Below are 16342 nucleotides of genomic sequence, written 5' to 3'. Positions count from 1 at the left end.
CCTACATTCTAAATATGCCAAATTGGGTGTCTTCGATAGGCTTGTTAAGCGACGCTGAAAGCGACAGCCCCAGTACCAAGCGAGTATCTGCAGGGTCAATAACGCCATCGTCCCAAAGTCGCGCAGACGCGTAATAGGGGTGACCCTGCTTTTCATAGGTATCGATAACCGGCTGTTTGAAAGACTTTTCTTCTTCTTCACTCCATGTCTCGCCCGCACGCGCTTTCTGGTCGCGTTTTACTTGAGCTAGTACACCAGCTGCTTGTTCGCCCCCCATGACTGATATACGGGCGTTTGGCCACATAAACAGAAACCTTGGGTCATAAGCTCTTCCGCACATGCCATAGTTACCCGCACCAAAACTTCCACCAATAAGAACGGTGAGTTTTGGAACATTGGCACACGCTACTGCAGTTACCATTTTGGCGCCGTGCTTTGCAATGCCGCCGTGCTCGTACTGTTTACCCACCATAAAGCCGGTAATATTTTGCAGAAATACAAGCGGAATTTTACGTTTTGCGCAGAGTTCGACGAAGTGCGCACCTTTAAGTGCACTTTCACCGAAAAGTATGCCGTTATTGGCAACAATACCAACTGGGAATCCAAATATTCGTGCGAACCCGCACACAAGCGTTGTCCCATAAAGCGCTTTAAACTCGTCAAAATCAGAGTCATCTACGACACGAGCGATAATGTCTCTCACGTCATAGGTTTGTCGACTGTCTACGGGAACGATGCCGTAAATTTCTTTTGTGTCGTAACGTGGCGGCTTTACATCGGCCACGTCTACATATTCGGGCTTTTTCCTATTCAGTCTTGATATGGCATTACGGGCGAGCGAGAGTGCGTGGTGATCGTTATTAGCGAGATGATCGGCAACACCTGAAATACGCGTATGTACATCGCCGCCGCCAAGCTCTTCTGCGGTAACCACTTCGCCTGTAGCGGCTTTAACAAGGGGAGGACCACCTAAGAAAATTGTTGCTTGCTCTTTTACGATGATACTTTCATCTGCCATCGCGGGGACGTACGCACCACCTGCTGTACAAGAGCCCATTACAACCGCAATTTGTGGAATATTTTTAGCCGACATATTAGCTTGGTTGAAAAATATTCGGCCAAAGTGCTCTCTGTCAGGGAAAACATCATCTTGGCGAGGTAGGTTCGCGCCGCCAGAGTCCACTAAATAAATACAGGGTAGATTGTTTTGCTCGGCAATAGTTTGTGCGCGCAGGTGTTTTTTTACCGTTAACGGGTAATAGGTCCCGCCTTTAACCGTGGCGTCGTTAGCCACAATCATGCACTCAATTCCTGCAACAATACCTATACCTGCAACAACGCCAGCGCAGGGCACGTAGTCGTCGTACACTTCCCATGCGGCCAGCTGTCCTATTTCCAAAAATGGTGTATCAGCGTCAATTAGTGCATTAATACGGTCACGAGGCAGTAGTTTTCCTCTAGATATATGACGCTGTGCAGCTTTTTCACCACCGCCTTGAGAAATTTTATTAATTTTTTCTAATAGGTCGTTTACCTGAGCCTGCATGTGCTCAGCGTTTGCAATAAACGTTTCAGATTTCGTATTTATACTTGAGCGAAGAACGGGCATAACCCCTCCTTGTGTTGGGCATCAACGAAGTGTGCCTCGTTAACTGGTGTTAGCATGACACCCATGCTAACCATCTTTTGCTGTGATGGGTGTCTTTGCAACTTATTCGCGTTTTAATTCTGCAAGGTTGGGTGTCTTGATAATTTGCTTTTTTCTTTTCGCAGCATTTCGCCACACAGTGAAGGCATTATCACCCTCTACCTTGCGTTATTTAGATTCGTTAAATAATTCTCGGCCTATTAGCATTCGGCGAATTTCTGATGTGCCAGCACCAATTTCATAAAGTTTTGCGTCTCTTAACAGGCGACCTGTAGGGTATTCGTTGATGTAACCGTTACCGCCAAGAAGCTGAATAGCATCTAGCGCCATTTTGGTTGCGAGCTCAGCAGAATAAAGAATGGCGCCAGCCGCATCTTTGCGCGTTGTTTCGCCGCGGTCGCACGACTTAGCAACAGTGTAAACATAAGCACGCGCAGCATTCATTTGCGTGTACATATCTGCCACTTTTCCCTGAATTAGCTGGAACTGGCCGATTGACTGTCCAAACTGTCGGCGGTCGTGTATGTAAGGCACAACAATATCCATACAAGATTGCATGATACCCAGCGGCCCACCTGATAAAACAAGCCGCTCGTAGTCTAAGCCGCTCATTAACACACGAACACCTTCGCCTTCTTTTCCAAGGATGTTTTCAGCCGGCACTTCGCAGTCTTCGAACACTAACTCACAGGTGTTTGATGAGCGCATTCCTAACTTATCGAGCTTTTGTGCGCGACTGAAACCAGGAAAGTCTCGCTCAACGATAAACGCCGTGATCCCTTTAGGGCCTGCATTTGGATCGGTTTTAGCGTAGATAACAAATGTGTGGGCGTCAGGACCATTAGTTATCCACATTTTATTTCCGTTAAGAATGTACTTGTCGCCGCGCTTTTCCGCTTTCAGCTTCATACTTACAACGTCTGATCCCGCGTTGGGTTCACTCATGGCTAATGCACCGACATGCTCGCCACTCACTAGCTTCGGCAGGTATTTTTCTCGCTGAGTGTCGTTACCGTTTTTAAATATTTGGTTCACACATAAATTCGAGTGCGCCCCGTAACTTAGCCCTATACCGCCTGAAGCACGACTCACCTCTTCCATAGCAATAGTATGAGCAAGGTAGCCCATTTCAGAACCACCGTACTGCTCTGAGACAGTGACCCCTAGAAGCCCCATATCCCCAAGCTTAGTCCACAGTTGATTAGGAAATTGATTTTCAGCATCGGCCTGTTCAGCAAGAGGCGCTATTTCATTTTGAGCGAATTGATAGACCTGGTCTCGTAACATTTCAATGTCTTCACCAAGCCCGAAATTTAAAGTAGGGTAGGAGGTATTCATGCGATTTTTCCTCGTTTTAGTTCTGCGAGTTCTTCACGGCAGCGTGCTTCAACATCATCCAGTTCAGTCATTAACATCTGAATATCTTCTAGTTGTTGTTTAAGTACAGCTCTTTTTTGTTCAGTCATATCTAGCATGGCTTCCAGCTGAACCGCCGAATTAGGGTTTGTGTCGTACATGTCGAACAGTGTTTTGACTTCCGCTAGGGAAAAACCTAGCCGTTTACCACGCAAAATTAGTTTTAATCGCACTCTATCTTTATTCAAATAAACGCGATTTTGCCCCGTCCTAGAGGGTGACATTAATCCTTGCTCTTCATAAAAACGAATGGAGCGAGGTGTGATGTCAAACTCTCGAGCGAGCTCACCTATTGCATATGTTGTTTCGTCATCGTACTTGTTCATTACATGTACCTTGTTCTTTAAGCGCTGCTTAACACCCGTCGTTTGCATGGGTGTCTTTGTAATTTGTTGGCTGAATTGAGTGGGTGTCTTTGTAAAAGCATCACGTTTTGAGCGAGTGATTTTACATCGCTATGTTAAAACGTAGTGTTTAGTTGACACATACTCAGTACAGGTTTACGTTAACGTTAATTACATTTTACGTTAAGGTAAAGTAACATTTTGCTAACGTCAATTTTTCATGGTGAAGGTCAGGTGTTGTAGCTGATAGAGGTGTTTACTTTTGTATACATTTGACTGGCTTTCTTCAATCCATTCAATATTTTAAATGAAATTAAGGGCACGGATATGAGTAATGAATCAGTAGTGATAGTCGCGGCGAAACGTACACCTATGGGTGGTTTTAACGGTAGCTTGTCTTCTCTCGCTGCGACAAAGCTTGGAGAAATTGCGATAAAAGCTGCGTGTGATGAGGTGGATGTCTCTGTAATTGACGAGGTCATTATGGGGTGTGTTTTACCGGCTGGGTTAGGGCAGTCTCCTGCGCGACAAGCGTCAATAGGGGCGGGGCTTCCGCTAAGTGCCGGTGTTACCACTATCAATAAAGTCTGTGGTTCAGGCTTAAAAGCAGTCATGATGGCCCATGATCTTATCAAAGCAGGCAGCGCCTCTGCGGTGGTAGCTGGCGGTATGGAAAGTATGAGTAACGCGCCATACATGTTGCCAAAAGCGCGAACGGGTTATCGCATGGGGCATGGCCAAGTTATTGATCACATGATGCTAGACGGCCTTGAGAATGCTTACGACGGTAAAGCAATGGGGTGCTTTGCTCAAGATACCGCTGATGAAGAGAATATTGGCCGCGGTGAAATGGATGAATTTGCATTAAGTTCATTGTCTAAAGCGCATGAAGCAATAAATAGCGGCACGTTCAACGACGAAATTGCACCAGTAACTGTATCTTCACGTAAAGGTGATACAGTGGTGGATACTGATGAAGGTCCGGGTTCTGCTCGCCCTGAAAAGATCCCCACACTCCGCCCAGCCTTTAAAAAAGACGGTACGGTAACGGCAGCGAACTCTAGCTCTATCTCTGACGGTGCTGCAGCACTTGTTGTTATGAGTGAAAGTAAAGCTAAAGCCCTTGGATTGACACCATTAGCAAAAGTGGTAGCTCACGCTACGAACTCAATAGAGCCCGAGAATTTTACAGTTGCACCGGTAGGCGCAATGGAAAAAGTGTTAGACAAAGCTGGTTGGACAAAAGAAAACGTAGATCTTTTTGAAATCAATGAAGCTTTTGCCATGGTAACTATGCTGGCGATTAAAAAGCTAGGGCTTGATGAAAGCAAAGTGAACGTAAAAGGCGGGGCATGCGCATTAGGCCATCCCATTGGCGCTTCTGGCGCACGCATCCTTGTAACACTTCTTCATGCACTTAAACAAAGCAATGGTCGTAAAGGTATAGCATCTTTGTGTATTGGCGGTGGAGAAGGCGTTGCTCTTGCTGTTGAGATGCTTTAAGTCAAGTTTCATAGCGTACATGTAAACGATTTAATCACAGAGTGACATCACTTTAATGTTGCTCTGTGTTTCAATAAAAGAAAAAGTCAGAACATGAAGAACACAGTACACATTACTACTTTTACACGCGCACTATTTATCGCACTTATCTCTTTGCAACAGCTAGCTGTTGCGCAATCAGCTACTTTCAAAAGTGGAATCGAACCGCAGTTCAATTACAAAGACACCCATCGTATAAATACGGCTAGTAAAGACACCCACGTTAAAAGCGACGCGCGCCCCCCACAAAGCGCACCCGAGATTAAGCAACCCGCAAACTCTGACGTTAAGCGAGATGACGTTAAGAATGACACCCATGCTAAAACTAGCGAAATTTACAAAGACACCCACGATAAACCTAATGAACTGTCAGCTAGCAGTAAAACGTTAACGCAAGTGCCATATGCTGCGTTGGGTGTCTTGCCAACAAGAGAACATGACGAGCTGTTTAGCTACGGAGAAAGCCCGCTCCAGTCTGTTTACGTGTGGCATGGGCGCAATACAAAGCACGATAAGTTTGCCGGAAAAGCTGTTGTGTTTGTTCATGGCGGGTGCTGGTTGAATGCCTACGGTTATGATCATGCAAACGGGTTTTATAAGGCGTTGGCGGATTTAGGGATGGGTGTCTTCGTAATGGAGTATCGGCGCGTTGGCGACAAAGGCGGCGGTTGGCCTGGTAGCTTAAATGATGTTACTGAGGCCATGATAACGTCGCTTGAACGTATCCGTGGTAATGGACGTTATTCGAAGGTTTATATTGCTGGGCATTCGGCAGGTGGGCATCTTGCTATGCTTGCCGCGCAGAAACTGCCACAATTTACACAAAGCGTTAGCGTTGAGAAAGTCATTGGACTTGCTGCTATCACCGATATAAACGCTTACGCTGTTGGAGCCAACAGTTGCCAGACTGCTACTGCAAAATTCATGCATAGCATGCCGGATGAAAACCCCGAAGCTTATCAAGCTGCCACTCCTAACGCGAAACTTATCAATACACCCATAGTGTTGATGCAAGGTGACGCCGATAGCATTGTACCTAAACTCCACGCTACAATGGCTGGCGCAAAACAAAAGATAATAACAAATGGTGGCCACTTCGATTGGCTACACCCTGACTCTACATCCTTTGATGCTTTACTTGAGGTTATTGGTGAACATGATTAATAAGGTTTTTTCCGCTGAGCAACTTGATGACAAGGACCCGCTTGCACATAAAGCTGGGGCTTTTTCGCTTCCAGACAACACCATCTATTTAGACGGTAATTCTCTTGGCCCTTTACCGAAATCAGCAGACAAGCGAGCGGTTGAAGTAGTTCAAGAGCAATGGGGGCAAGGCCTTATTACAAGTTGGAACAAACACCAGTGGATTTCCTTACCTCAACAAGTCGGCGACAAAATAGGGGAGCTTATAGGCGCGCAACAGGGCCAGGTCATCTGCTGTGACTCTATCTCTATTAACTTATTTAAAGTGTTAAGCGCCGCGCTTAAAATGAACCCAGGGCGCAAAGTAATTGCGACCACACGTGATAATTTTCCAACCGATATCTATATGGTTCAAGGGTTGTTAGATTTACTTGGCGAAGAGTACAGTATCCGCTATGTAGATGAAGCCAGTATTAGTAGCCAGTTAACCGATGATATTGCCGTGCTTATGCTTACGCAGGTTAACTTTCGAAGTGGGCTTAAGCTTGATATGAAAGGCATTACCGAGCAAGCACATGCAAAAGGGATTTTGATGTTGTGGGATCTTGCCCATAGTGCCGGCGCTTTCCCAGTAGGCTTGGATGATTGCAACGTAGATTTTGCTGTAGGGTGTTCGTACAAGTATTTAAACGGCGGCCCCGGCGCGCCAGCATTTATTTATGTTGCGCGCCGTCATCAAGATAGCTATCAGCAGCCCCTGTCTGGATGGATGGGACACAGTGCCCCTTTTTCATTTTCTCCCGACTACGCGCCAGATAAATCGGTAAAGCAAAACTTGTGCGGTACGCCCGGTGTTATAGGCATGAGTATATTAGATGCGGCATTAGACGTTTTTGACGATGTATCACTGAAAGCCATCGACGAGAAGTCGAAAAAGCTTCAAGCTTTTTTTATTGCTGAAGCAAAAAGGGCAGGAGTGTTAGAACATTTCGGTGTGGCGAGCCCACCGATTAATTGCCGGGGTAGCCAGTTAGCCCTCGCCCACGGTGAGGCTTATGCCATTTGCCAAGCGTGGATTGCTGAAGGGGTTATCGCTGACTTCCGCGCGCCTAATATTTTGCGAATAGGGTTTGCGCCGCTTTATTTGAGCTTCGCCGATGTCGAAAAGGCGGTAACAAGACTTGCAATAATCATGAGCGAAAAACGCTATGAAAATGCCACATTCCAGCAAAGACAGAGCGTTACCTGAGCAATTAGGCCTATATAGGCCTAATTGATTGCATTTTTATTATTTACGCTTAATACTTCGCGGTTGTCTTTGAGCTCGTTAACTGTTTTGGGTGTGTGGTTGAAAAAAATAAGAAAGTATCTTTTGGGTGTGGTGTTGTTTTTAGGCGCAAGTGTTTTCAGCGCTATTTTAAAAGCGGGCCCCGAACAACAAGCCGCTTTTACTCCATCTGAGGAGATCACTTACTGCATTGACCCCAACTGGGCGCCATACGAAGCGATAAGAAATGGTATTCATGTTGGCATCTCAGCCCAATATATGCGGCTGATTGCCGAGATTGCTGACCTTGAATTCACGCTTATACCTACAGAAAGTTGGCAACAGAGCCTAGAATATGTTCAGCAGGGGAAGTGTCAAGTGATCCCTATGCTCAATACCTCGGATTATCGAAAGCAGTTTCTAGATTTCAGTATTCCTTACTTCGAAGCGCCTAATGTGCTGGTGGCGAAGGCAGGTACGCCTATGCTTCAAGGTTATTCCGGCGTAGGTAATCGCACGGTAGGCATAGTTCAAGGTTATCGACAAGTAGAGTATATCTCCCGCCACTATCCGGGGATACGGTTGAAACGTATGCCGTCGGAAGAAGAAGGGTTGAAACAGCTGGCAAATGGTGAGTTTGATGTCATGGTCGGCTCTTTGATGAGCGTAAATATGCACATTAACAACCTAAAATTAAAAGACATTAACATTGTTGGTTATGCAGAGCCTTTCGACTCTCTGGCCTTTGGGGTAAATAAATCGTATGGGCACTTGGTTGATAAACTCAACTTTGCCATCGAGCGGATCCCTGAATCTCGGAAAGTGGAAATATACAAACAATGGAATAATGTTCAAATACGCTACAGCCGTAATTATACCGTGATGATATTGAGCACTATTATTGTGCTAATAGGGCTGTTGTGGTTAATATCGAGGAACCGTCACGTAGGTGCCTACAAGCGTATCATTAATCAGAAAAATGAAGAAATAAGCGCGCTACAGGCCACCTTGCTGGAAAAAAAACAGAACCCTTGGCTTTCTTTCTGCCCATGACATAATTACAGGGCTGTACAATCGCAATCATATGATTCAGCGAGCGGAAGAGGAAATCTCTCGCTTCCAGCGCTTTCAAACAACGGCCTCGTTAATCATTCTTGAGCTAACCCACTCTCATGACGATGGGCATTCGCTCGAAGCATCATCGCTGGAAGAGTCGCTTAAAGTGGTTGCCACCCAATGCTTAAATACCGTTAGAGAGGTGGACGTGGTGTCTCGCTTTAGTGGTGAGCAATTTATTATACTTTGCCCACAAACCGAGGTAGGTGCTGCAAAGATACTCGCAGATAGATTACTTAAATGTGTAACGAGTCATTACCTTTTAAGCGATAATTTTAAAGTTGCGATAGGCATGTCTGAGCTTAAGCAATCTGAAGAGTTTTCCGACTGGATGGAGCGTACCATGAAAGCCCTGTATCAATCTAAGCGCCACGGGTTTGGTAATGTGAGCATAGCGCCATAAATTTTTGAACGAATAAATATAACGTCTAAATCTACGTCTACTCAACAACGCGTTCTTTTCGTTATTATTAGCGTGTGTTAAGGCTTCACGGCTTAGGCCGTCGAGATACAGGAATAGCCTGAGACCTATGTCGGTAGCATGTGAAAGAAAGCGTGCTTCATAAAGGATAGCTCCTTAGTTAAAGCACGATATCTCCCATTATATCAAAGGCTCGTAGTGCCATTGATGAGCGTCGTAGTATATTTGCGCACGATCATATTCACGCTCTGAACGCCAGTTTCTGTTATTTAACTTAGCCGATACGCCAGGGTATAGCCGTTTATTGGCGATAAGTTTAATGTCGGACTGGTAGTTTTCTTTAGCCGACTTCACATCATTGGCCTTATTTTCAAGCCACTCTAGCAGCGCGCTTTCATTGTTGAAAAGTTCTAAAGCCTCAGCGGCTTTGTGCCGAAGTTCTTTTGGAATTTTCTTACCTTGGATAAGTGCTATTTTCTCTTTGTGCTTTAAATTGTTCTCGCGAATCTGGCGTAGCAATTCATCTAGCGAGTCTTTTCGTTCAAGGAGTTGATTAAAGCCCGGGCTAAAATCCACTTTCAACGTACTGCCGGAAACGGCCCCTAGGGTGCCTGCCTCCACGCGATCTTGACTTATTATATCGCAAGCAAAAAGGTTACCCATAGGCTTGTCAATTTGCCCTACGATAACAGCTCCCCCGCAACGCAAGCGGCTGTAGGCCAGCTGCCTGCCTACGGTAATGTTTCCACCGCATTGAATATCAATACCTTGGCCGTGCTGCACGTGGATGCTTCCTGATGCGACTAATTTACATTGGAACTCGCCTTGAGAATCATTCACCTTACCCATAGCGCCTTCGGTGATAATGATATCGCCACCAGCTTCAATATGCGCCGACTCAACAAAACCATTTATGGTTACATCACCGGCCGCTTTAATCTGCATTTTTTCTGTTACATCGCCGTTTACAAGTACCGCTCCCTCGTAATTCACATGCCCTGTACCTACGTTAACGCCATTGCAGATAAAGGTGTCATCGATATTCATAATTTGGTCGCGATACTTAGGCATGCCCGAAATGGTCGACATCAAAAGGTTGGCATCGCCGTCTGACACAACGGTTCCGCTTCCCATTTTAAAGTCGACCCACTCGCCTGCGACGGCAGGGAGTTTATTGTCTTTTACGTCGAAACCAGAGCGACCTTGGGTTGGCGCGGTACGACGCAGCACAGGCGTGTTTACTTTTACACAAATAATTTCGCCTAAGTTGCGCATGTCTACGCGCTCGCCGTCATCTGCCTGAGGCTTTAACACCCGTTCTAGGGCATTAGGAACAAGAGGAATGAACTTAGAGTTTTTGCCATTTTTAGCAGGAAGCCCTTTCGCGATAGTTTCTTCTAGCACCGTGCCGGGCTCAGCGCGCCTAGCATTACTCAGCATAGATTCTATCTTTTTGGTGCTTACACCTCGGATGACTCTATTTTTTATTGCCAGCGATTTAATCGTACTTAACGCGGGTAGCTTTCCGCCATAAGGGGTAGTGAGCACAAGGTTCGCGTGCATGCCGTCATCGGGAACACGGAATTCTACTTCCGCGTTTTTACGTTCGCCAATTCTTTCTTGAACGATAGTCCCATCACCTGTTTTAAAGTAATGGTTAGCCGTGTCACAAGCAGATTTGAGCGCTTTTTCTGAAACGTAAAGACGTTTGGTTTCGCCGCTTTCTAACTGCTTTTTTATTTCCCGTATGTCTACTTCTGAGGTAAATTCAGAAGGGTTGAGCATTAGGTTGATATAGGTTCTAGATTTATCGAAACTTATTGTTACGCCATTCATGACATCTTTATTCCCTTGCGCGCGTGTATTGTTATTATCGGCAGCATTATTTCATTCCTTGACTTCGTCTAATAAATTGCTGTTTTTCTGTCAATGTTCTTAATTTAAGGCGTTCTAAAACCGCCGTCAAAGGTTTTCGGCATATTGATAGAGGGCGCGTAATATCGCTTGCTTTTCAGGGTTGTCACTGTGCTCGTGAGCCAGAGATTCAAGCCTCATCATATAGGTTTCCAGCGTTATAGAACCGTGAAAATCCGGGTCGGTAAGCCGCGCCTGACGGTGGTACTGCCATTTTGTCATTTCGTCAGCAGTAAGCGTATTGGGGTAGTTTCTTGCGCGATATCGAAACAGCAATTTTTTTAACCCTTCGTGCTGCGTTTTATCACCGAGCGTCGCTAAATCTTCTGGTTTAGCATTTATCACATTTTCACACCAGCGCCGGTCTTCATCGCTAAGAAACCCGCCGCTGTATAGCGCGTGGTCAATATCAAGTTCGCTGGTATGTCGCTCTTCTTCATATATTGCCACAATTTTACTAACTAAATCTGGTGTGCTTGCCAGCTTTTTGTAGTTATCTAAGCAGCGCTCGCGGTCTAAGCCGAGCCGCTGTGCATTGTCTTCTGTCATGGCTTTGGCTGTGGTAATGAAAGGAGAGCGGTTCACGTGAATAAGCTTAAGCCCCGGGCGCTCTCGCGCATCATCATACGTATCGGAAGGCGCGTACAGTGCTTGCTTAATTTCATCTGCAGAATCATTTAACACGCTGTCTATATCGTGAGACAAATCAATCACGATAAACGCATTGGAATTAGTCGGGTGTTTAGCAATCGGCATAACCCATGTACAGCAACCCTGTGAGGCCGGCAGCTTTGACGATATATGAAGCAATACCGATGGCTTGCTCAAATCTATTTGCTGCATAACGGTATGCTTATTACGCAAAGAAAGCGCGTAGTCGAATAAGCGCGGCTGCTTTTCTTTTATCAGCTTGGCAAGGGATATGGTGGCGTAAACGTCGTTTAGCGCATCGTGTGCGTTATCATGTCCGATATTATTGGCAGCCGTTAATGCTTCAAGCCTAAAACTTGGCGAACCATCTTCTCTCAATGGCCAATTGATACCGTCTGGTCTTAACGCATAGCAGGCTCTTGCTACGTCGATGATGTCCCAGCGGCTATTTCCATTGCGCCATTCTCTTGAATACGGGTCGTAGAAGTTTCGATAAAATAGATAGCGGGAAACTTCATCGTCGAAGCGAATACTATTAAAGCCCACGCTACAGGTATTCGGCGTAGACATCTCATTATAAATTTTTGCAGCAAAATCAGCTTCGTTTGAGCCATCTCTGATGGTTTGTTGAGGCGTGATCCCAGTAACAAGACACGCTTCTGGATGAGGCAGGTAATCGTTAGCAATTGCGCTCATAATATTGATGGGCTTACCAACGACATTTAAGTCCATGTCCGTTCTAACAGCGGCAAATTGGCAAGGGAGATCTTTTTGTGGGCTTGTGCCAAAGGTTTCGAAATCGTGCCACAAAAATGTAGGTGTATGCATAACCACCAGTACGTTATCAATGAAATATTGAACGCAGTGTACACTGCGTAAAATACAATACCAAATGTTGATGGTTATATAGGCAATGCTGAAGGGGCGATACGAAGCGAAGGCGACTGTAAAACATTCATTCACTTATAATCTTTAGTCTTAGCTGCACTGTAAATGACTTGCGCAAACCCCGTTTGCTGTCTAGTTTATACCTTATAAAAATTAATACGGATATTGTTTGTTTGTCGTCTTTTACACCCAAGTCAACATTAAGCGAAGCGAAAGGTACGTTCGGGCTTACCGTTGTGCTTGCGGTCGTACTTGTCATACTGGTTGTGGGGCTATTTGAGGGTAATATTAAAGCTGCGGCAACTGCCCAGACGTATTCGGCACTAGAAAAAAGTGCCGCAAATGCGGAAGCCGCGGCCGATATGCGGGTACTTCAGTATACCAATGCACTTAATTTCCTGCACCAAACACCACCTATTAGCGGCATAGTTCGGGCGACAGCAAACGGTAACGTAGACCCAAAAGATAGCACCACGTTAGATCAATGGAAACATCGTTTAGAAACGATATTTGTTGCTTTTATTGAGAACAACAGTGAAATTGACCAACTGAGAGTGATTCAGTCTAATGATGAAGGGAGCGAGGTTATTAGGGTGGAGCGCGAGGGCGGCGCTGTCATTATCGCCAGTGATATCGACTTACAAACAAAGGCGTCGAGAAATTACTTCAAAGAGAGTGTAAAAAGCAACAAAGGTGAGTTTTACATTTCTAGTATTAACTTAAATCGTGAATACGGAAAGTTGGAATTCCCCTATAAAGCGGTTATCAGGTTGTCGCTTCCTATATTTAGTGATGCTAATGAGCGTTACGGCTTTATAATAATGAACGTAAACGCGCGCTTTTTGCTTGACCAAATGAAACAGGCGCTTGCGCAAAATCAATCGCTTTATGTAACTGATAATGAAGGTTACTTTACCTTACACCCAGATAGCGATAAATCCTTTTCTAAAGATTTGAACCCTTCAATAAACTGGCAAAGTGAATTTGTTCAACCGCTAAAGGCTGGAAGAGCGAGGCTCTCGCCAGTGGAAGGGGAAAACACCCTATATAGCGTCTCGCGTGCATTCAGCATTGGTGGCGGTCAGCAAGTAGCGCCTTTTTACCTCCATGTCTCAACGCCTAAATCTTATGTTACTGCGTTAATCAATGATAAACGAATGAGTGTTTATAGCGTACTGGTGGCGGTGACGATAATATTCACGGTTGCATTGCTGTTTTTTTACCGAAGTAATCGTAAGAATATCGAACTTGCAAAGGTCCGCGGTGAGTCAGTGGCAATCGTTGCAATATCTAAAGACGCTATTTTTAGCGTAGACGCTTTTGGTAAAGTGAAAAGTTGGAACATGGCAGCTGAATCCCTTTTTGGTATACCCAGCCAGGTCATTATAAACCAACACTTCTCCTCGTTTAAGCCGCTGTCACCGCTTGGTTTAGAAACCGTTCTCACCAAGGGCGGTAAGCAAGAGACATTTACAACAGCGTATATAGACGGTGAAAAAAACGAGCACAAACTTCTTATTACTGCATCGACGATATGGGGTGATAACTCACAATTTTCTGGCGTTGCCGTTGTCATTCGAGATGTGACTGATGAACACAAAGCTAAAGATGCGATAGAAAGAGTTAATTTTAAGCTTGAAGAAAAAGTGGTCAGTAGAACGAAAGAGCTGACGAAGGCAACGGAAGAGGCGCGTAAGGCGAGTAGCGTAAAAAGCTCATTTATTTCCAATATTAGTCATGAAATGCGTACGCCATTAAACGGGGTGGTTGGTTCACTGTCATTGCTCAAACGCCAGCCTCTCAATGATAAAGCTGAGCAGTTAGTGTCTATGATGGAAATTAGCTGTAACAATTTAAGCGTGCTGATAAACGACGTTCTCGACCTATCGAAGATTGAAGCGGGTAAATTAGATATTAACCACCAGCTTTTCGAACCTTTAACGCTGATAGAGTCTTTGGCGAAAGTGTTTGCGGTGAAGGCTGCAACTAAGGGGCTTGAGCTAATAGTTGATACCACGGGGCTTCCTCGTGTAGAGATTAATTCCGACCGCCATAGGCTAAATCAGGTATTAAGTAACTTATTGAATAACGCCATCAAGTTTACAGAAAAAGGACACATACAGCTAAACGCAGCGTTATACGAAAACGACGCTGGGTTACAAGAATTGCATTTTAGCATAAGTGACACTGGCGTAGGTATCGCCCCAGAAAGTCAACCAAAACTATTTACTGCATTTACTCAAGCCGATGCTTCCGTCGCGACTCAGTATGGTGGAACAGGGCTTGGCTTGTCTATTTGCAAGCAGCTAACACAGCTGTTAGGTGGGGATATAACGTTTAAATCTGTGGTAGACGTTGGAAGTACATTTTCATTTTACGTTACGCTTACTGAAAAAACTCCAGATACCGAAGCATCACTTGAGCGCGCGCTAGAAATGGAAAGTGCAATGCTAAGTGGTATCAATATAGGCGTATCGGCTGGCTATTCGCCTCTAGAAGAGAATATCTGTAGTTTGGCGATGCATGTGGGGGCAGATGCCTACGTGTTAGACAGCAATACCGATAAAATTGAGTGGTCGACGTTCAACGCGGTTATTGTTGATGAGTCTAGCCCCTTGATTAACGATTTAGACGATATCTGGCATGCGCATACTACTGAGCAAGAAGCCTGCGCTTTACCGGTGGTTTTCATCCTTCAAAAAATAGAGGGAGCGCCTTACCAATTTAACCATATACAGCCAATTTATTTACCTAAACCGCTGTTTCGTTCAAGTTTTACGCTTGTTCAACAGGGAATCGATGCAGCGCTTGGGGGATACTCATCGTCAATGAACGAACTTCATCCCAGTGACGGAAATGGCCCAAGTGACGACGCTTTCGAGACGGTTAAACAGACATCAGACCCTCAATTGTCTATTGAAGACGCTAACCTACTTATTGTTGATGATAATTTGATAAATAGAGAGGTGGCCAAAGGCGTACTGGAAAGCCTGCCTGGTAAGATGTTTACCTGCTGCGACGGTGAGGAAGTTATTGCATTTTTGCAAAAATGCGAGAAAAAAGGGCGTCGTATCCACAGTATTTTGATGGATTGCCAAATGCCGAACATGGATGGATATGAAACCACCCGGGCTATCCGTGAGGGTAAAGCTGGCCCGCTGCATGCCAATGTGCCCATTATCGCGATGACTGCCAACGCCATGCTTGGCGAGAAAGAGAAGTGCTTAGAAGCCGGCATGGACGATTTTACGACTAAGCCCGTAATTGCAGACGTGTTGATCCCCAAAGTTAAGCAATGGCTTATACACCAAACGATGGCATTAAAAAGCGAAGACGCTAAGCGTAACAACGAAATAAAGAGCGATCCGCCAGCCCTTGTGGATAGCCTGCTAAACGCTATCAATAAAGAAGCATCTTGCAGCGGTGTGCAAGAAGAGGTGTCGATGGATGACCATATGAGCAGTCACAGCGATACTAACGAAACTGTCACAGCAACAAGCGCCAACGAGTCTAACGCTTTAAGCGATATACCAGCGCCAGATAATGGAAAGGTGAGAGAGAGTTGGGATAAAGACGATGCGATAGCGCGAATAATGGGGGATAAAGCGTTGTTTTCTCGGGTTTGCGAACTTTACTCACAAAGTGCGCCTGATAAGTTAAAGCAGTTAAAAGGTGCTGTAGAGGAGCAAGACTTTACACAAGTTCAAGTGCTCTCTTTAAAGCTTAAGGGTATGTCAGCGGATATCGGTGCTGTGCAACTTAAAAAAGACTTTGAGCTAGTATGGGAATTATCTAAGGGGGCACAGTGGGAAAAAGTCAAAGCCCTGCTTCCTTCCATAGACGACGATCTTAATACCTTCATTGAACTTCTTGCCGTGGCCTAGCTTGTTATTTCTTATTGTGTCATCTTAACGTTTAAGAGTTTTAAAACCTGCTTTAACTGCGCTGAATTAAATGGTAGTTAATTCAGTACTCATAATAAAAGCGTTTAG

11 protein-coding genes are annotated in these 16342 nt (G+C 45.1%); 6 read left to right on the top strand and 5 right to left on the bottom strand.

What is annotated here, in order from left to right:
- Position 1: 1 nt before the first annotated feature.
- The 3 genes from ACX5J7_RS01640 to ACX5J7_RS01630 all read right to left on the bottom strand — a co-directional run bounded on the left by ACX5J7_RS01640 (position 2) and on the right by ACX5J7_RS01630 (position 3390).
- Positions 2 to 1609, bottom strand: a complete 1608-nt coding sequence (locus ACX5J7_RS01640; RefSeq protein WP_278384149.1) for a carboxyl transferase domain-containing protein — start codon at positions 1607 to 1609, stop codon at positions 2 to 4.
- Between the two features lie 207 nt (positions 1610 to 1816).
- Entirely contained in the window at positions 1817 to 2986 is a 1170-nt protein-coding gene (locus tag ACX5J7_RS01635) for an isovaleryl-CoA dehydrogenase (RefSeq protein WP_020745790.1), read from the bottom strand.
- Positions 2983 to 3390, bottom strand: coding sequence for a MerR family transcriptional regulator (locus tag ACX5J7_RS01630; RefSeq protein WP_015066940.1), 408 nt, complete (start codon positions 3388 to 3390; stop codon positions 2983 to 2985). The genes ACX5J7_RS01635 and ACX5J7_RS01630 overlap by 4 nt, the downstream gene beginning before the upstream one ends.
- Before the next feature lie 345 nt (positions 3391 to 3735).
- On the opposite strand from ACX5J7_RS01630, the gene ACX5J7_RS01625 reads away from it, so the two are divergent.
- The 5 genes from ACX5J7_RS01625 (at position 3736) to ACX5J7_RS01605 (ending at position 8879) form a co-directional block, all read left to right on the top strand.
- A complete protein-coding gene (locus tag ACX5J7_RS01625; RefSeq protein WP_498705862.1) occupies positions 3736 to 4911 on the top strand; it encodes a thiolase family protein in 1176 nt (391 codons plus the stop codon).
- 93 nt (positions 4912 to 5004) lie between these two features.
- Positions 5005 to 6114 (top strand): alpha/beta hydrolase family protein, encoded by a 1110-nt coding sequence (locus tag ACX5J7_RS01620; protein WP_474376532.1) that lies wholly within the window; start codon positions 5005 to 5007, stop codon positions 6112 to 6114.
- The gene (gene kynU, locus ACX5J7_RS01615; protein ID WP_278384145.1) at positions 6107 to 7342 is read left to right on the top strand and encodes a kynureninase; all 1236 of its coding nucleotides are present in this window, start codon (positions 6107 to 6109) and stop codon (positions 7340 to 7342) included. Before ACX5J7_RS01620 ends, kynU begins: the two co-directional genes overlap by 8 nt.
- Positions 7343 to 7441: 99 nt before the next feature.
- Positions 7442 to 8413, top strand: coding sequence for a transporter substrate-binding domain-containing protein (locus ACX5J7_RS01610; protein ID WP_498705859.1), 972 nt, complete (start codon positions 7442 to 7444; stop codon positions 8411 to 8413).
- 31 nt (positions 8414 to 8444) lie between these two features.
- Positions 8445 to 8879: a GGDEF domain-containing protein gene (locus tag ACX5J7_RS01605; RefSeq protein WP_498705857.1), complete on the top strand. Its 435-nt coding sequence runs from the start codon at positions 8445 to 8447 to the stop codon at positions 8877 to 8879.
- 198 nt (positions 8880 to 9077) lie between these two features.
- On the opposite strand, the gene ACX5J7_RS01600 is transcribed toward ACX5J7_RS01605, so the two are convergent.
- Positions 9078 to 10733, bottom strand: coding sequence for a FapA family protein (locus ACX5J7_RS01600; RefSeq protein WP_498705856.1), 1656 nt, complete (start codon positions 10731 to 10733; stop codon positions 9078 to 9080).
- A 126-nt stretch (positions 10734 to 10859) separates the two neighbouring features.
- Complete coding sequence (sbcB, locus tag ACX5J7_RS01595) at positions 10860 to 12290, bottom strand: exodeoxyribonuclease I (RefSeq protein WP_498705906.1); 1431 nt, start codon at positions 12288 to 12290, stop codon at positions 10860 to 10862.
- A gap of 233 nt (positions 12291 to 12523) precedes the next feature.
- On the opposite strand from sbcB, the gene ACX5J7_RS01590 reads away from it, so the two are divergent.
- Complete coding sequence (locus ACX5J7_RS01590) at positions 12524 to 16234, top strand: hybrid sensor histidine kinase/response regulator (RefSeq protein WP_498705855.1); 3711 nt, start codon at positions 12524 to 12526, stop codon at positions 16232 to 16234.
- Positions 16235 to 16342 lie beyond the last annotated feature (108 nt).

This window comes from Alteromonas infernus, from assembly GCF_902705815.1.
The sequence above is the reverse complement of the archived record's forward strand: the minus strand, read 5'-3'. Positions and strand labels throughout refer to the sequence as shown.